Annotated in this window: 14 protein-coding genes; 7 read left to right on the forward strand and 7 right to left on the reverse strand. The window is 67.8% G+C overall.

Translation table 11 applies throughout. From position 1 onward, the window contains the following. Positions 1-128 precede the first annotated feature (128 nt). Positions 129-4,046 (reverse strand): DNA-directed RNA polymerase subunit beta', encoded by a 3,918-nt coding sequence (locus ASF30_RS13535; RefSeq protein ID WP_055907520.1) that lies wholly within the window; start codon positions 4,044-4,046, stop codon positions 129-131. A gap of 46 nt (positions 4,047-4,092) precedes the next feature. Beyond that, positions 4,093-7,584: a DNA-directed RNA polymerase subunit beta gene (gene rpoB / locus ASF30_RS13540; protein WP_055907523.1), complete on the reverse strand. Its 3,492-nt coding sequence runs from the start codon at positions 7,582-7,584 to the stop codon at positions 4,093-4,095. A gap of 286 nt (positions 7,585-7,870) precedes the next feature. Between rpoB and ASF30_RS13545 the strand changes: the two genes are divergently transcribed. Together ASF30_RS13545 and ASF30_RS13550 are read left to right on the forward strand one after the other, a co-directional pair. Further along, positions 7,871-8,596, forward strand: coding sequence for a spermidine synthase (locus tag ASF30_RS13545; protein ID WP_157497397.1), 726 nt, complete (start codon positions 7,871-7,873; stop codon positions 8,594-8,596). A 62-nt stretch (positions 8,597-8,658) separates the two neighbouring features. Then, positions 8,659-9,543, forward strand: a complete 885-nt coding sequence (locus ASF30_RS13550; protein WP_055907529.1) for a spermidine synthase — start codon at positions 8,659-8,661, stop codon at positions 9,541-9,543. Between the two features lie 102 nt (positions 9,544-9,645). On the opposite strand, the gene ASF30_RS13555 is transcribed toward ASF30_RS13550, so the two are convergent. Genes ASF30_RS13555 through ASF30_RS13565 form a run of 3 tightly spaced genes read right to left on the reverse strand, consistent with a single transcriptional unit; the run spans position 9,646 to position 11,941 of the window. Next, positions 9,646-10,521: a biotin-dependent carboxyltransferase family protein gene (locus ASF30_RS13555; RefSeq protein ID WP_082467809.1), complete on the reverse strand. Its 876-nt coding sequence runs from the start codon at positions 10,519-10,521 to the stop codon at positions 9,646-9,648. Continuing rightward, the gene (locus ASF30_RS13560) at positions 10,518-11,180 is read right to left on the reverse strand and encodes a 5-oxoprolinase subunit B family protein (RefSeq protein ID WP_055907531.1); all 663 of its coding nucleotides are present in this window, start codon (positions 11,178-11,180) and stop codon (positions 10,518-10,520) included. The genes ASF30_RS13555 and ASF30_RS13560 overlap by 4 nt, the downstream gene beginning before the upstream one ends. Continuing rightward, complete coding sequence (locus tag ASF30_RS13565; RefSeq protein ID WP_055907534.1) at positions 11,177-11,941, reverse strand: LamB/YcsF family protein; 765 nt, start codon at positions 11,939-11,941, stop codon at positions 11,177-11,179. Before ASF30_RS13565 ends, ASF30_RS13560 begins: the two co-directional genes overlap by 4 nt. 57 nt (positions 11,942-11,998) lie before the next feature. Between ASF30_RS13565 and ASF30_RS13570 the strand changes: the two genes are divergently transcribed. The 3 genes from ASF30_RS13570 (at position 11,999) to ASF30_RS13580 (ending at position 14,420) form a co-directional block, all read left to right on the forward strand. Continuing rightward, complete coding sequence (locus ASF30_RS13570; protein WP_055907537.1) at positions 11,999-13,162, forward strand: PQQ-dependent sugar dehydrogenase; 1,164 nt, start codon at positions 11,999-12,001, stop codon at positions 13,160-13,162. A 50-nt stretch (positions 13,163-13,212) separates the two neighbouring features. After that, positions 13,213-13,710 (forward strand): SprT-like domain-containing protein, encoded by a 498-nt coding sequence (locus ASF30_RS13575; protein WP_055907541.1) that lies wholly within the window; start codon positions 13,213-13,215, stop codon positions 13,708-13,710. 80 nt (positions 13,711-13,790) lie between these two features. Next, the gene (locus ASF30_RS13580) at positions 13,791-14,420 is read left to right on the forward strand and encodes a CGNR zinc finger domain-containing protein (protein ID WP_055907545.1); all 630 of its coding nucleotides are present in this window, start codon (positions 13,791-13,793) and stop codon (positions 14,418-14,420) included. Here ASF30_RS13580 and ASF30_RS13585 read toward each other — a convergent pair. After that, positions 14,408-14,998, reverse strand: a complete 591-nt coding sequence (locus tag ASF30_RS13585) for a hypothetical protein (protein WP_157497399.1) — start codon at positions 14,996-14,998, stop codon at positions 14,408-14,410. The two genes, ASF30_RS13580 and ASF30_RS13585, sit on opposite strands and share 13 nt — an antisense overlap. Before the next feature lie 66 nt (positions 14,999-15,064). Here ASF30_RS13585 and ASF30_RS13590 point away from each other — a divergent pair, with 66 nt between their 5' ends. Continuing rightward, entirely contained in the window at positions 15,065-15,598 is a 534-nt protein-coding gene (locus tag ASF30_RS13590; RefSeq protein WP_055907550.1) for a hypothetical protein, read from the forward strand. 6 nt (positions 15,599-15,604) lie between these two features. Here the strand turns inward: ASF30_RS13590 and ASF30_RS13595 are convergent, their stop codons facing one another. After that, positions 15,605-16,060 (reverse strand): EVE domain-containing protein, encoded by a 456-nt coding sequence (locus tag ASF30_RS13595; RefSeq protein ID WP_235480335.1) that lies wholly within the window; start codon positions 16,058-16,060, stop codon positions 15,605-15,607. A 61-nt stretch (positions 16,061-16,121) separates the two neighbouring features. Between ASF30_RS13595 and ASF30_RS13600 the strand changes: the two genes are divergently transcribed. Beyond that, positions 16,122-16,757, forward strand: coding sequence for a DUF1684 domain-containing protein (locus ASF30_RS13600; protein WP_055908703.1), 636 nt, complete (start codon positions 16,122-16,124; stop codon positions 16,755-16,757). The last annotated feature ends 23 nt before the right edge of the window (positions 16,758-16,780 follow it).

Raw genomic sequence — 16,780 nt, forward strand, 5'->3', positions numbered from 1 at the left:
GTGCGCGGGCTCCTGCACTGGCGGAAGTGGGCATGTCGGCGGCGACGAGAACCCACAGCGACACCCGGGGAACCAGGAAGGGCCCCGCATCCGAGTGGATGCGGGGCCCTTCCTGGTGAGACTCAGACCTAGCTGTAGTTGCCAGGCGTGAAGTCGTCGGACGAGAAGCTGTCGAAGTCGACGAAGCTCAGGTCACCCTCGGTGAACGACGCGTCATCCGCGAAGATCCGGTTCGGGTAACGCTCGGCCTTGGCCTCCTCCGTCGCCTCGACCGTGACGTTGCGGTACTTCGCAAGTCCGGTTCCGGCGGGGATCAGCTTTCCGATGATCACGTTCTCCTTGAGGCCGACCAGCGGGTCGCGCTTGCCTTCCATGGCGGCCTGCGTGAGAACACGCGTGGTCTCCTGGAACGAAGCGGCCGACAGCCACGACTCGGTCGCGAGCGAAGCCTTGGTGATACCCATGACCTCCTGACGAGCCGAAGCCGTCTTCTTGCCCTCGGCCAGAGCCGCGCGGTTGATCTCGTTGTACTTCGAACGGTCGACCAGCTCACCGGGGAGCAGGTCGGTGTCACCGTGATCGACGACAGTCACCTTGCGGAGCATCTGACGAACGATGACCTCGATGTGCTTGTCGTGGATCGGAACACCCTGCGAACGGTAGACGTCCTGCACACCGTTGACGAGCTGCTTCTGCACCTCACGGACACCCTTGACGCGAAGGACTTCCTTCGGGTCGAGCGTTCCGACGATGAGCTGCTGTCCGAGCTCGACGTGCTGGCCGTCCTCGACGAGAAGCGTCGAACGCTTCAGCACCGGGTACGCGATGGCCTCGTCGCCGTTGTCGGGCGTGAGGATCACCTTGCGGGCACGGTCGGTGTCCTCGATGGTGATGCGGCCGGCGGCCTCGACGATGGGCGACGCACCCTTGGGAGTACGGGCCTCGAAGAGCTCCTGCACGCGGGGAAGACCCTGCGTGATGTCGGCTGCGGATGCGGATCCACCGGTGTGGAAGGTACGCATCGTGAGCTGCGTTCCGGGCTCACCGATCGACTGGGCCGCGATGATGCCTGCAGCCTCTCCGATGTCGACGAGCTTGCCGGTCGCGAGCGAACGGCCGTAGCACTTCGCGCAGACACCGACGGCGGACTCGCAGGTGAGCACGGAGCGCACCTTGATCGACTCGACCCCAGCGGCGACGAGCTCGTTGATGAGCACGTCTCCGACATCGGCGCCGGCAGCCGCGATGACCTCACCGGCGGCGTTGACCGCGTCGGCTGCGAGGTTGCGCGAGTAGACCGAGTTCTCGACGTTGTCGTCGCGAGTCGGCATGCCGTCGACGAGCACGACGTTGCCGTCGGCATCGTGGGTGACGATCGCGAGATCGAGGCCCTTGCCCGTGCCGCAGTCCTCTTCGCGGATGATGACATCCTGCGAGACGTCGACGAGTCGACGCGTGAGGTATCCCGAGTCGGCCGTACGGAGGGCCGTGTCGGCCAGTCCCTTGCGGGCACCGTGCGTCGCGATGAAGTACTCGGCGACCGAGAGTCCTTCGCGGTAGCTCGAGATGATCGGGCGAGGGATGATCTCACCCTTCGGGTTGTTCACGAGGCCTCGCATACCGGCGATGTTGCGCACCTGCAGCCAGTTACCACGAGCACCGGACGTGACCATGCGGTTGATGGTGTTGTCCTCGGGGAAGTTGGCGCGCATGGCGACAGCGACCTCGTCGGTGGCCTTGGTCCAGATCTGGATGAGCTCCTGGCGACGCTCGAGGTCGGTGATGAGACCCTTCTCGAACTGTGCCGTGACCTTGGCGGCCTGCTTCTCGTAACCGGCGACGATCTGCGGCTTGTTCGGCGGCGTCAGGATGTCGCTGAGTGCGACGGTGACACCGGAACGAGTCGCCCAGCGGAAGCCGGCGTCCTTGATGTTGTCGAGAGCCGCGGCGACCTGCACCTTGGGGTACCGCTCGGCGAGGTCGTTGACGATCGCCGAGATGGCGCCCTTGTCGACGACGTCCTCGAAGTACGGGTAATCGGCGGGCAGGGTCTCGTTGAACAGTGCGCGACCGAGCGAGGTGTTCACCAAGACGGTGCCCTCGGCCTTGCCGTCGACCAGCTCGACGCCCTCGGGCTGGGTGCCCTCGGCGAAGTACTTGTCGGTCAGACGGATGCGCACCTTGGCGTTCAGGTCGAGCGAGTGCTGGTCGAAGGCGAGGATCGCCTCGGAGACCGAGCTGAACGCACGGCCCTCACCGGTCACGCCGTCCTTGATGGTCGTCAGGTGGTGCAGACCGATGATCATGTCCTGCGTGGGCAGGGTCACCGGGCGGCCGTCCGACGGCTTCAGGATGTTGTTCGACGCGAGCATGAGGATGCGGGCCTCGGCCTGGGCCTCGACCGACAGCGGCAGGTGGACAGCCATCTGGTCGCCGTCGAAGTCCGCGTTGAACGCGGCGCAGACGAGCGGGTGCAGCTGGATGGCCTTGCCCTCGACGAGCTGAGGCTCGAAGGCCTGGATGCCGAGACGGTGCAGCGTTGGTGCACGGTTCAGCAGAACCGGACGCTCACGGATGATCTCCTCGAGCACGTCCCAGACCTGCGGACGCGAACGCTCGACCATGCGCTTGGCGGCCTTGATGTTCTGAGCGTGGCTCAGGTCGATCAGGCGCTTGATGACGAACGGCTTGAAGAGCTCCAGAGCCATCTGCTTGGGCAGACCGCACTGGTGCAGCTTCAGCTGCGGACCGACGATGATGACCGAACGACCCGAGTAGTCGACGCGCTTTCCGAGCAGGTTCTGGCGGAAGCGACCCTGCTTTCCCTTGAGCATGTCGCTCAGGGACTTGAGGGCGCGGTTGCCGGTACCGGTGACGGGGCGACCACGACGACCGTTGTCGAACAGTGCGTCGACGGCCTCCTGCAGCATCCGCTTCTCGTTGTTCACGATGATCTCGGGAGCACCGAGGTCGAGCAGACGACGCAGACGGTTGTTGCGGTTGATCACACGACGGTAGAGGTCGTTGAGGTCGGAGGTCGCGAAGCGGCCACCGTCGAGCTGCACCATCGGGCGCAGCTCCGGCGGGATGACCGGGACGACGTCGAGCACCATCGCTGCCGGCGAGTTGCCGGTGGCGAGGAACGAGCTGACGACGCGCAGACGCTTGATGGCGCGGATCTTCTTCTGACCCTTGCCCTCCGTGATCTGCAGGTGCAGGCTCTCGGCCTCGGCCGCGAGGTCGAAGGCGAGGAGGCGCTTCTTGATGGCCTCGGCGCCCATGTAGGCCTCGAAGTACATGCCGAAGCGGTCCTGCAGCTCGTGGAAGACGCTGTCCTCGGGCTTGAGGTCGCCGACCTTGAGCGTGCGGAAGTCCTCCCAGACGCGCTCGAGGTGGGCGATCTGCTCGTCAGCCGCCTTGCGGGTCTGAGCCATCTCCTTCTCGGCGCCGTCCTTCGTGCGCTTCTTGGCGTCGGACTTGGCACCCTCGGCCTCGAGGGCCGCGAGGTCCTCTTCGAGCTTGGCGAGGCGCGCCGCGATGCGGGAGTCGCGCTGGTCGCCGAGGGTCTTGATCTCGAGCCGGAGCTCGTTCTCCAGACCGGGCATGTCCTGGTGGCGTCCGTCGACATCCACATCGATCACCATGTAGGCGGCGAAGTAGATGACCTTCTCGAGGTCCTTGGGCGCCATGTCGAGCAGGTAGCCCAAGCGCGAGGGAACGCCCTTGAAGTACCAGATGTGGGTCACGGGAGCTGCGAGCTCGATGTGTCCCATGCGCTCACGACGAACGGAGGACTTGGTGACCTCCACGCCGCAGCGCTCGCAGACGATGCCCTTGAAGCGGACTCGCTTGTACTTGCCGCACGAGCACTCCCAGTCACGGCTCGGTCCGAAGATCTGCTCTCCGAACAGGCCGTCCTTCTCGGGCTTGAGGGTGCGGTAGTTGATGGTTTCAGGCTTCTTGACCTCACCGTACGACCAACGACGGATGTCGTCAGCAGTGGCCAGACCAATACGAAGCTCGTCAAAAGTGGCTGCGTCGAGCAATTTCTCTCCTTGGAAAGTTTCCGAAGTCTTCAATTGGTGAGGTGGCTTAGATCTCGTCGACAGACGACGACTCGAAGCGCGTGGAGATGTTGATGCCGAGCTCCTCGGCGGCACGGAAGACCTCGTCGTCCGTGTCGCGCAGGCTGAACACGCTGCCGTCGGCCGAGAGGACCTCGACGTTCAAGCACAGCGACTGCATCTCCTTGATGAGCACCTTGAAGGACTCGGGGATTCCGGGTTCCTGGATGTTCTCGCCCTTGACGATGGCCTCGTAGACCTTCACGCGGCCGAGGATGTCATCGGACTTGATGGTGAGGAGCTCCTGCAGGGCGTACGCGGCTCCATAAGCCTCGAGCGCCCAGACCTCCATCTCACCGAAGCGCTGTCCACCGAACTGCGCCTTACCACCGAGCGGCTGCTGGGTGATCATCGAGTAGGGACCCGTGGAACGTGCGTGGATCTTGTCGTCGACGAGGTGGTGCAGCTTCAGGATGTACATGTAGCCGACCGAGACGGGCTGGGGGAACGGCTCGCCGGAGCGGCCGTCGAACAGACGCGTCTTACCGGTGCGGTCGATCAGGCGATCGCCGTCGCGGGTGACCGAGGTCGAGTCGAGCAGACCCTCGATCTCCTCCTCCGACGCACCGTCGAACACCGGAGTGGCGACCTTGGTGCCCGCGGGGGCCGAGTGGGCCTCCTTGGGGAGCTTCTTGGCCCACGCCGGGTTGCCCTCGACCTTCCACCCCTGCTTCGCGACCCAACCGAGGTGGGTCTCGAGCACCTGGCCGAAGTTCATTCGACCGGGGATGCCGAGCGGGTTCAGGATGATGTCGACCGGAGTTCCGTCGGCGAGGAACGGCATGTCCTCGACCGGCAGGATCTTCGAGATGACGCCCTTGTTGCCGTGACGACCGGCGAGCTTGTCACCCTCGGTGATCTTGCGCTTCTGGGCGATGTAGACGACAACGCGCTGGTTGACGCCCGAGCCGAGCTCGTCGTCGCCGTCCTGCGAGTCGAACACCTTGACACCGATGATGGTGCCCTGCTCACCGTGGGGAACCTTCAGCGACGTGTCGCGCACCTCGCGGCTCTTCTCGTTGAAGATCGCGCGGAGCAGGCGCTCCTCGGCGCTGAGCTCGGTCTCGCCCTTGGGCGTGACCTTGCCGACGAGGATGTCGCCGGGGCGAACCTCGGCACCAATGCGGATGATGCCACGCTCGTCGAGGTCGGCGAGCAGGTCGGGGCTGACGTTGGGGAGGTCACGGGTGATCTCCTCCTTGCCGAGCTTCGTGTCGCGCGCGTCGACGTCGTACTCCTCGATGTGGATCGAGGAGAGGACGTCGTCCTTCACCAGGTTCTGGCTCAGGATGATCGCGTCCTCGAAGTTGTGACCCTCCCACGGCATGAATGCCACGAGGAGGTTCTTTCCGAGGGCGAGCTCGCCGTTGTCGGTCGCAGGTCCGTCGGCGATGACTTCGCCGGCCTCGATGCGGTCGCCGGCGTTGACGACGACGCGGTGGTTGTACGACGTGCCCTGGTTGGAGCGGTCAAACTTGCGCAGGTAGTGCGTCTGGGTTCCACCCTCGTCGAGCTGGATGGTGACGAAGTCTGCGGAGACCTCGGCGACCACACCGGACTTGTCGGAGGTGAGCACGTCACCGGCGTCGATGGCTGCGTAGCCCTCCATACCGGTTCCGACGAGCGGGCTGTCGCTGCGGAGCAGGGGGACGGCCTGACGCTGCATGTTCGCACCCATGAGGGCGCGGTTGGCGTCGTCGTGCTCGAGGAACGGGATGAGCGAGGTCGCGACCGACACCATCTGGCGCGGGGAGACGTCCATGTAGCCGATCTCGTCGGCGGGGATCAGGTCGACCTCGCCACCCTTCTTACGGGCGAGGACGCGGTCCTCGGAGAAGTGGCCGTCTGCCTTCAACGGAGCGTTGGCCTGGGCGACGATGAAGTCGTCCTCCTCCATCGCCGTGAGGTAGTCGATGTCCTCGGTGACCCGGCCGGCGACGACGCGACGGTACGGGGTCTCGATGAAACCGAACGAGTTGATGCGCGCGAACGATGCGAGCGATCCGATCAGGCCGATGTTCGGGCCTTCCGGGGTCTCGATCGGGCACATGCGGCCGTAGTGCGACGGGTGGACGTCGCGGACCTCGACACCGGCGCGGTCGCGCGAGAGGCCACCGGGGCCCAGAGCGGAGAGACGACGCTTGTGGGTCAGACCCGCGAGCGGGTTGTTCTGGTCCATGAACTGCGACAGCTGCGAGGTTCCGAAGAACTCCTTGATCGCGGCGACGACGGGGCGCACGTTGATCAGGGTCTGCGGCGTGATGGCCTCGATGTCCTGCGTGGTCATGCGCTCGCGGACGACGCGCTCCATGCGGGACAGACCCGTGCGCACCTGGTTCTGGATGAGCTCACCCACGGCGCGGATGCGACGGTTGCCGAAGTTGTCGATGTCATCGGTGTCGAGACGCAGGTCGACAGCCTTGCCGGCACGGTGGCCGGCGAAGGTGGTGCGGCCGTCGTGCAGGGCCACGATGTACTTGATCGTCGCGATGATGTCCTGGACGGTCAGCACCGAGTCGGTCAGCGGGGCCTCGAGGCCGAGCTTGTTGTTGATCTTGTAACGACCGACCTTCGCGAGGTCGTAGCGCTTCGGGTTGAAGTAGAAGTTGTCGAGGAGCGCACGCGCGGCCTCGGCGGCAACCTGCTCGCCCGGACGGAGCTTGCGGTAGATGTCCTTGAGGGCTTCTTCCTTCGTGAGGATGTTGTCCTTCTCGAGGGTGAGCTCGATGGACTGGAAGCCGGCGAACTCGGCGAGGATCTCCTCGCTCGACAGGCCGAGGGCCTTGAGGAACACCGTGACGCTCTGCTTGCGCTTGCGGTCGATGCGAACGCCGACCTGGTCGCGCTTGTCGATCTCGAACTCGAGCCAGGCACCGCGGCTGGGGATGACGCGAGCGGAGTAGATGTCCTTGTCGGACGTCTTCTCGGGCGTGCGCTCGAAGTAGACACCCGGCGAGCGCACGAGCTGCGACACGACGACACGCTCGGTGCCGTTGATGACGAAGGTGCCCTTCGGGGTCATGAGCGGGAAGTCACCCATGAACACGGTCTGAGTCTTGATCTCACCGGTGAGGTGGTTCATGAACTCGGCGTTCACGTAGAGAGGAGCGGAGTAGGTCTTGCCCTTCTCCTTGCACTCGTCGATCGTGTACTTCTCGGGCTCGAGCTCGGGGTTCGAGAAGCTGAGCTGCATGGTCTCGCCGAGGTCCTCGATCGGAGAGATCTCCTCGAAGATCTCCTCCAGACCGGTCTTCTCGGGAAGATCCTTGCGGCCGGCTGCCTGAGCCTCCGCGACGCGTGCCTTCCACGCGTCGTTGCCGACCAGCCAGTCGAAGCTCTCGGTCTGCAAAGCGAGCAGATCGGGAACAGTCAGCGTGTCCGTGATCTTGGCGAACGACAAACGCGAAGCGTTACGACCGTTCTTGGGTGAGTTGGTGGTTGCGTTGCGCGCAGCAGCCAAGGAAATAACCTCCGTGGACCCCGTCAGGTCTCGTTACGATCGGTAATGATGGAGTACTCGTAGACCCTCTGATGCGTGGGGACCGGTATATGAACCCGATCACGCAGAGCCGACCGCAATATGAAGGCAGAGTGATGTCTAGGAGCGCAAAGAAAAAGCATAACCGTTGGATCACGATATGTCCAGCGGTTTCTTGACCTCTTTTGCTTCTTCCGGTATAACCGCGAGGTCCGCTGCGTATTCCCGCCGTCGTTCCCCCGTCATTCCGCCCGAGTAGGGTCGAAGGATGGACCAACGGATGCGGCTCGACGAGGATCCGTTCGTGCCCGGCAGCTTCATCCTGAGCGTCGACGGCATCCGTCAGTCCCATGTCGATCCGGCCGATCCGACCCGGCTGTTCTTCGAGTACACGAGGCGTATCGGCCACGTCATCGACCTGGTGGCGGACCCCGGCCAGCCGATCCGCGCGCTGCACCTCGGCGGCGGCGCCTTCACCCTGGCCCGCTACGTGGCAGCCACCAGGCCCGGTTCCGAGCAGGTCGTCGTCGAGATCGATCGGGAGCAGACCGACTTCGTTCTCGAGCGGATGCCGCTGGCGGAGCCATCCGGGATCTCCATCGTGTTCTCCGACGCCCGGGCCGCCCTGTCGCGGCTCGAGCGCGACGGGGAGATCGCGTTCGACGTGATCATCGTCGACATCTACATAGCCCTGGAGTCGCCGGAGTACGTCGGGGTGCGCGGGTTCTTCGACGAGCTCGTGCCCCTGCTCGCTCTCGGCGGCGCGATCGTCGTCAACGTCGCCGACGGGCGCACGCACATCCAGACGCACGCGCAGAGGCTCGAGCTGGGCCGCGTCGTGGAGGCCACCCTGGCCACGGCTCCTCCCCGGGTGCTCGCCGGCGAGGAGGTCGGCAACATCGTCCTCGTGGGCACTGATGCCGATCGCATCGCCGAGTGGGCCCCTGCGTTCGAGCAGCGCGGGCCGCATCCGGCCGCGGTGGACCTGGGGTAGGCATCAACCCGCCAAGGCTGCACCACGGGCGGCCGGTGGCGGTTCGCGGGTACCGTTGAGGCATGCGCTCCAACCGGGATGACAGTTCGGCTCCGACGCGCATCCTCTCCGCCAGCGGATTCAACGCCCGCCTCGACGAGGACCGCCACGAGCCCGGCGTCTGGACCCTCGTCGTCGACGGAACGCCCCAGTCGAGCGTCGACATCGAGCATCCCGAGGTGCTGCACTTCGAGTACGTGCGCCGTATCGGCCATGCCGTCGACCTCGTCGCCCCCGATGGCCAGCCGATCACCGCCGTGCACCTGGGCGGAGGCGCCCTGACGCTCCCCCGTTACGTCGCCGCGACCCGCCCGGGTTCGCGCCAGCAGGCCGTCGAGCTCGAGAGCGACCTCGTCGACTTCGTGCGCGAGAACCTGCCGCTGCCGCGGAACGCCCAGCTGCGCATCCGTCACGGCGACGCCCGCGAGGTGCTGGCCAAGCTCCCGAGCGGACTCCACGGGTCGGTCGACCTCGTCGTCGTCGACATCTTCTCGGGCGCCCGCACCCCGGCGCACGTGACCAGCCGCGAGTTCTACGGGCTCATCGCTCCCCTGCTGTCGCCATCCGGGATCGTCGCGGTGAACGTGGCCGACGGCGCAGGCCTCGCCTTCGCCCGCGGCCAGGCGTCGACACTGCAGAGCGTGTTCGCTCACGTGGCCATCGCGACGGACACCCAGATGCTGAAGGCCAAGCGATTCGGCAACGTCGTGATGTTCGCCTCGGCCACCGAGCTGCCGTTCGAACGGATGCCGCGCCTGCTGGCGGCCGATCCGGCGCACGCCAAGCTGGTGAGCGGGCGCGAGCTCGAGAACTTCATCGCCGGGGCTCCGATCGTGACCGATGCCACTGCGATCCCGTCGCCGCCTCCGGCGCGTTCGATCTTCCTGGCCAAGCCCGGCGGTCGCTGAGCCGCAGCACCGGCGCCGCCGTGTGAAGGCTCCGCGGCCGCGATGTGAAGGCGCTCGCTCGGCGAGGCCGACGACAGCGCGGAAGCGCTGTCGCGCACGCCTTCACACGGCGGAGCGGGCGTGACGGAAGCGCACCTTCTGGCCGGGCCTCAGTTGGGCGAAGGCGTCGAGAGAGGCATCCGTCACCACTGCGATGACGGGGTAGCCGCCCGTCACCGGATGATCGGCGAGCAGCACCGTGGGTTGACCCGATGGCGGTACCTGCACCGAACCCGCGAGCATGCCCTCGCTCGGGAGCTCGGCGTCGCTGCGGCGGGCGAGCCTCGGACCGGTGAGGCGCAGGCCGATGCGATTCGAGTCGGCGGAGACCGACCATTCCTCCTCGAAGAACGCGGCCACTGCCGCCGGGGCGAAGCCGTCGGCACGCGGACCCGTGTGCGCCTGGATGTCGACGGCACCGTCGGTGGGCGCCCAGAGGGTGAGCGGGTCGAGCGCGGGGATGGGGACCGAGGCCGTATCTCCGACCCCGATCACGTCGCCGGCCGAGAGCGGGGGCGGTCCGAGGCCCGACAGCGTGTCGGTCGAGGACGAGCCGAGCACGACGGCGCTCTCGAGGCCACCGCGCACCGCGAGGTAGTAGCGCAGGCCGTGCTCCGCCGTTCCGAATTCGATCACGCTGCCGGATGCCGCCTGCCTGGCGTCGTCGAGGGTGATGCGGCGCCCGTCGAGCAGCACCGGCCCCCACGCGCCGGTCACCGCGAACCAGATCGGATCCCCGACGCGCACCCTGAGGCCGCCGAGGGTGACCTCGATGCCTGGAGCCCCCTCCGGATTGCCGACGAGGCGGTTGGCGAAGCGGAGAGCTCCGCGGTCGAGCGCTCCCGACGCCCCGACGCCGAGATGGGCGTATCCGGGCCGTCCGAGGTCCTGCACCAGGATGAGCGGTCCGGCATCGACGACGGTGATGGTCGCCGTCACGGCACGGCCTCGAAGCGCACGGTTCCGCCCGGGATGAGAAGGGCCGGCGATGCGGCCTCCGGGTTCCACAGCACCGCCTCGGTGGTTCCGATGAGCTGCCAGCCTCCGGGGCTGCTCCGCGGGTAGACGCCGCTGAACTCGCCGGCGAGGCCGACGGATCCGGCGGGAACCCTCGTACGAGGACTGGCCAGACGCGGCACGTCGAAGGTCCAGTCGGCGCTGACGAGATAGCCGAACCCCGGGGCGAAGCCGCTGAACGCGACCCGCCAGGTGGCGGCCAGGTGGCGTTCGACGAGTTCGGCTGGCCGCAGTTCGAGGGCGGCGGCCAGGGAGGCGAGGTCGGGGCCGTCGTAGCGCATGGGGATGACGACGGGGTTCGTGCCCACCGCGGCGACGTCGGCGAAGGGTGCGGCCGCGGCCCCTTCCACCCAGCGCCTGGCTTCGGAGAGCGACAGCTGCGCTGGATCGACTGTGACGAGCACGGTGCGGGCCGCCGGAACGAGGTCGATGACACCGCCCGGCCGGCCGGGCTGCAACGCCGAGTGCAGGGCGAGGACAGCGTCGAGCGAGTCGAGTTCGATGAGGAGCGCGCGGTCACCCATGGGGAGGAAGCGCGGGGCTTTCGCGCCACCTGGCGTCGCGGCATCCGCGGGGCTCATGCGAACGACCTGATGTCGACGCCCGCCTCGGCGAGCGCCTCGCGTACGGCAGCGGCGAGCGCCGGGGCTCCCGGGGTGTCGCCATGCAGGCACAGCGACGAGGCGTCGATGGCGATCCGAGTGCCATCGACGGCACGGATGCCACGACCAGTGGCGATCGCGACGGCGCGTTCGGCGACGCGGTCGACGTCGTCGATGAGCGCCCCCGGAAGCCTGCGCGGCGCGAGCGTGCCGTCGGGCAGGTAGGCGCGGTCGGCGAATGCCTCGCGGACGTACTCGATGCCCTGTCGGGAGGAGGCCAGCTCGAGGGCGCTGCCCGGCATGCCGAGCAGCGGGACCACGTCGCCGCCTCTGTTCGCGTCGGCCATCGCCGTGCAGAACAGCGTCGCCAGGTGAGCGTCGACCTGCAGCCGGTTGTAGAGCGCACCGTGCGGCTTCACGTAGGCCAGCGCGCCACCGGCCTCGGCTGCGGCGACCCGCACGGCGCGGACCTGAACCGACCACTCGGCGAGGAGGGTGAGGTCGTCGACCTCCAGCTCACGCCGCCCGAAGCCTTCGCGGTCGTTGTACGACGGATGCGCCCCGATGGCCACGCCGTACTGCACGGCGAGGCGACAGCTCTCGGCGATGGTCTCGGCGTCGCCGGCGTGGAATCCACAGGCGATGTTGGCACTCGTGATGAGCGGGAAGAGTGCGGCGTCGTCACCGACGCCCTCGCCGAGATCGCAGTTGAGATCGATGCTGTCGCTCACGGCTCCCATTCTGGCCACTCGCCTTGTGCCGGCGCGACCCGCAGACTGGGAGGGAGGAGGTGCGCGATGACGACTCGGACCCACGGCGCCGCCACGTACGCTCTCGCCCTGGGAACCGCCGCGGTCCTCGCCCTCGCGGGGTGCAGTCCGGGTGGCGGGCCGTCGCGCGCTCCCAGTCCCTCGCCACCGGCATCCTCCACCCCGCCGCGCCCGACGGGGACCTCGACCCCCGAGCCGGTCCTGAAGCCCGTTCAGATCTCCGGGGAGCCGGTCGAGCTCGCCTCGGGCCTCGACGCCCCGTGGTCGATCCTCCGCCTGCAGAACGGCGCGACCCTCATCAGCGAGCGCGACACCGCGAACGTGCTCGAGCTGCTCGCCGACGGCAGCACGCGCATCGTCGGCCAGGTGACCGATGTCGTGCCCAACGGCGAGGGCGGGCTGCTCGGGCTCGCAGCGCTGGAGGATGCCGCATCCGTCTGGATCTATGCCTACTTCACCGCGGCGGACGACAACAGGATCGTACGGATGCCGCTCTCGGGCGCAGCGGGATCGCTCGGTCTCGGCGCCCCCGAGCCCGTGCTCAGCGGCATCGCGAAGGCGGGGAACCACGACGGCGGACGCATCGCCTTCGGTCCCGAGGGAATGCTCTACGCCACGGCAGGAGACGCCGGTGACGGTTCCAGGTCGCAGGACCAGGGCTCGCTGAACGGCAAGATCCTGCGGATGACCCCGACCGGCGGTGTGCCGGAGGGCAACCCCTTCGGCACCCTGGTGTGGAGTCTCGGACACCGCAACCCGCAGGGCATCGCCTGGGACTCGCAGGGCCGCATGTGGGCGAGCGAGTTCGGGCAGAACACCTGGGACGAACTGAACCTGATCACGCCGGGCTCGAACTACGGCTGGCCGATCGTGGAGGGTGCGGCCGGCGATCCCGCGTTCGTCGACCCCGTCGAGCAGTGGGCGACGACGGATGCCAGCCCCAGCGGGCTCGCCATCGTGAGCGACACGCTCTTTCTCGCGGCGCTGCGCGGCGAGCGGCTGTGGACTGCGTGGCCGGACATCGCACGGGATCCCCAGGCATCGTTCAGCGGGGAGTTCGGCCGAATCCGCGACGTCGTGCCCGGGCCTGACGGCACGCTCTGGTTCATCACCAACAACACCGACGGCCGGGGTGATCCGCGTGACGGAGACGACAGGCTGTTCCAGGTGCCGCTCGGCCCGGCCGTCTGAGCTGTGGAGAGGGCCTCGGTCGTGTCGGCCAGCGGGTTTATCCTCATCCCATGGCGGAACTCGAGCGGGTGAAGGTGTGGGCGAACGCGCTCATCACCCTTCACCTCGACCCGGCCGTCTGGTCGTTCGGCTTCGACAATGCGAAGAAGCGCGCCGGTCTCTGCAACTTCACCGAGAAGCGGATCACCGTGTCGCGCTATCTGGCCGCACGCTACGACGACGACGAGATCCACCAGGTGCTGCTGCACGAGGTGGCTCACGCCGTCGCCGGACCGCGCGCGGCACACGGTGCACGCTGGCTCTCGATCGCCCGCGACCTGGGTTACGAGGGGCGTCGAACGCACGACGGGGAGATCGCCCACGAGCTCGCTCCGTGGGTCGGCGTCTGCCCGGCCGGGCACGCGCACTTCCGCTACCGTGAGCCGGCCAGGCAGCTCTCCTGCGGCCTGTGCTCACGCGGCTTCAACCAGGCGAACGTCATCAGCTGGTCGCGGCGCGACATCACGGCGGCAGCTCGGCGGCGCGCCGCCGCCGCGGCAGCGGAGTAGGCGAGCACGTCCACACGACCTGCGCGTCGGCCGCGCAGCGCGGTGCCGGGAGATGCTCCGTAACCGACTACCGTGGTTTCGTGCCATCGACCCCAGTCGCGACCCCTGCAGCATCCGCATCCGCATCCGTTCCCACGGGTCAGTGGTTCACCACCCGCGACGGCAAGCCGTGGTGGTTCGATTCCGGGGCGCTCTCGCTCGACTACGCCTACAGCGGCGACCTCGGTTTCGGGGTCGCCGAGTGGGAACAGCTGCACTCCCCCGAAGATCTCGCCGCGTGGCTCCTCCCGCGCTTTCCCGAGAGCGATGGGATCGTGCATCCCCGCCACCTCACCGACGGTTTGATGCTGCGCGACGCCATCGGGCGGCTCACGGTGCAGGCCAGCCGCGGCGAGGCGTTCGACCCCCGCGACGTCGACGCCGTCAACCTGTTCGCCGCCACCCCCGACATCCCGCCGGCACTCGACGGCGGTTCCCGCCGGGCCGGCCGCCAGACCACGAGCACGAACCAGGCCTTCGCCACGCTCGCCCGCGACGCCGTGTCGGTGTTCTCGGCGGATGCCGTCGGACGGGTGCGCGAATGCGCTGCCGAGGACTGCGCCCTCGTCTACGTCGACACCTCGCGGGCAGGAACGCGGCGCTGGTGCTCGATGCAGCGCTGCGGCAACCGCGCCAAGGTGCGCAAGTTCCGCGCGGCTCAAGCCGGGTAGGGCCGCAGCATCCGGAGTTCGGCGTTCGGGTCGACAGTCGCCGCCCGACGGATGTCGGCCGTGGCCACTCCAGCTGCGACGAGTTCCCGGGCACCGGCCGACGCCGTGGCCAGGTGCGCCACTGCTCCACGCAGTCCGGTGAAGGCGGCGCAGGATGCGGCCGCCTCGGGCGAGCAGAAGTCCAGTCCGACGGCGGCGAGGGCATCGATCACGGCGCCGGCTCCGAGCAGGTCCTCCACGCTGAAGCGGAGGCCAGCGGGTTCAGCACCGTCATCGGCGGGCCGCTCCGGATCCCCGGAGGCGACCACGGCGACGAACACCCGACGACCGAGCTGTACCTGCAGGTCGAGCACGCGAGCTGCGACGATGGCGGCATCCGTCAGCCCGCCCTCCACGAACTCGGCCTGCGCCAGCTCGGCGAAGAGGGCTGTCGGCGCACCGTCGTCGGATCCGCCCAGGACATCGACCCATACGACGATGTCGGCCCCGGCGCCGATGCGGACGGCACCGGGACGTCCCCAGTCGAACCGCACCTGATAGGTGGTTTGGGCATGGGGGTGGGTCACGGCGTCAGTCACTCGGCCATCGTAGGCACCGGCGCAAGCCCCTCGCATGTCGTGTGACCCGCGCCTACGCTTGCGGCCATGAGGGTGATGCTGAAGCTCGTGCTGGACTGCGATCCGGATGCCGCCTGGCGGGCCATCAGGAGCCCGGCGGTGCTGCGCGAGGTGGCGGCTCCCTGGCTCGGCTTCGACTCCCTCGAGGCCGGCGGCTTCCCAACCGTCTGGTCCGAGGGCCCGCACCGCGTCGATGCCCTGGCCCTGCGCGCTGTGCCTGTCGGCGAGGAGGTCATCGACCTGAGCTTCCCCGGAGGCTTGCCTGAAGGCGTGCGGATACTGAAGGACGGCGGTGGCGGCCGGAGTGGGGTCATGGCCGGCATCACGGCGTGGAATCACCGGATGGCGATCTCACCCGATCCGGCCGGCACCGGGAGGACGCTCTACCGGGATCGGCTCGAGTTCAGCGCCGGCGCCCTGACGGCGCTGGCGTGGTATCCGACGTGGCTGTTCTGGCAGTGGCGGGGCCTGCGCCTGCAGCAGTTGGCGCCGACCTGGGCGTATGACATCGGCGTGGACGCTGAGCTGCGCAGCGCGGCCGCGTCGACCTCAGCGGGATGAGGGTGGTCAGAGATCGACCGCACGCATCTGCGCCCGGATGATGTCGAAGTCGTGCCGACTCAGTTCGATCAGACCGCGACGCAGCTGATATCCCCAGTTCGGTGATGCCGTCGTGAAGTCGAGCACCCCGAGCAGCGGGCGGATCGGCACCGGCCGCGCCTCGCGGTCGTAGTCGATGCGGCGGCGCCAGGTGCGGAGAGTGTCGCCGCCGGCTGTGGTCATCTGGTGCCCGCCCGTCGCCTCGAACACGACATCGTCGGCGACGCGCCCGATGGCGGTGAACTCGCGCAATGGCTCGCCATCGGGGAAGCTCACCCGCGGCGAGTAGTAGATGAGTCCGTCGGCTTCGCGCAAGCGGGCGACGGCGGCCTTCGACCCGTGATTGAACTGGGCGATGCCCTGCGCGACACCGTGCAGCACATGCTCGCGCTGCACCGCTCCGAGCCAGAATCTGATCGCCACGGTCTCGATTCTGGTGCACGCCTCCGACATCCGCGGGACGCGGAGGGTTAGCGTGACGTTCATGGGGTCGACTCAGGGTGCTCTGCAGGTCAGCGACTGGCGTCGCCGCGTCTTCGGTCTGTACGCCGGCGTGAGGCAGTTGAGCGTGCACGACCCGGCAGCAGGGCATGAGCTCTGGCGCTCCGGACGCGACGAGCTCTTCGCCGGCCATCCGTCGTCGCCTTTGCTCCCCGACGACCGCTCCGCCTTCACCGGGTTGCCCGTGGCGGCCTACGACCCCGACTGGCGATTCGAGCTGGTGGTGCGTCGGGCCGAGGAACCGCATCGACTATCGGTCGAGACCGGCACCGACGGCGTCGTCAACTTCGCCTTGGTCGGCACCGTGCGCCTTCCCTATGTCGGCACACTGGACGTCTGGCGGCACACAGGGTACGGCGGCGGGTTGTTCCTGCCCGTGCGGGATGGCCTCGCCGGCCAGCCAGGCGGCACCTACGGCGGCGGGCGCTACCTGCTCGACACCATCAAGGGTGCTGACCTCGGGCCCGGCGCAGATGACGACGCCCTCGTGCTCGACTTCAACTTCGCGTACAACCCGTCGTGCGCCTACGACCCATCGTGGGAGTGCCCGCTCGCTCAACCCGGCAATACCGTCACGACGCCGATCCCCGTGGGAGAGCTCTACTCCGGTTCGGCGTGAACACCCGGAAGCGGGCAAAGAAA

The organism is Leifsonia sp. Leaf264, assembly GCF_001422325.1.
In the GTDB taxonomy this organism is placed as follows: domain Bacteria; phylum Actinomycetota; class Actinomycetes; order Actinomycetales; family Microbacteriaceae; genus Orlajensenia.

Bases quoted from the DNA above. Each gene is read 5' to 3' on its own strand.
- ASF30_RS13545 (WP_157497397.1), top strand. From the start codon at position 7,871: ATGGACCAACGGATGCGGCTCGACGAGGATCCGTTCGTGCCCGGCAGC.
- ASF30_RS13550 (WP_055907529.1), top strand. From the start codon at position 8,659: ATGCGCTCCAACCGGGATGACAGTTCGGCTCCGACGCGCATCCTCTCC.
- ASF30_RS13560 (WP_055907531.1), bottom strand. From the start codon at position 11,180: ATGAGCCCCGCGGATGCCGCGACGCCAGGTGGCGCGAAAGCCCCGCGC.
- ASF30_RS13565 (WP_055907534.1), bottom strand. From the start codon at position 11,941: ATGGGAGCCGTGAGCGACAGCATCGATCTCAACTGCGATCTCGGCGAG.
- ASF30_RS13570 (WP_055907537.1), top strand. From the start codon at position 11,999: ATGACGACTCGGACCCACGGCGCCGCCACGTACGCTCTCGCCCTGGGA.
- ASF30_RS13575 (WP_055907541.1), top strand. From the start codon at position 13,213: ATGGCGGAACTCGAGCGGGTGAAGGTGTGGGCGAACGCGCTCATCACC.
- ASF30_RS13590 (WP_055907550.1), top strand. From the start codon at position 15,065: ATGAGGGTGATGCTGAAGCTCGTGCTGGACTGCGATCCGGATGCCGCC.
- ASF30_RS13600 (WP_055908703.1), top strand. From the start codon at position 16,122: ATGGGGTCGACTCAGGGTGCTCTGCAGGTCAGCGACTGGCGTCGCCGC.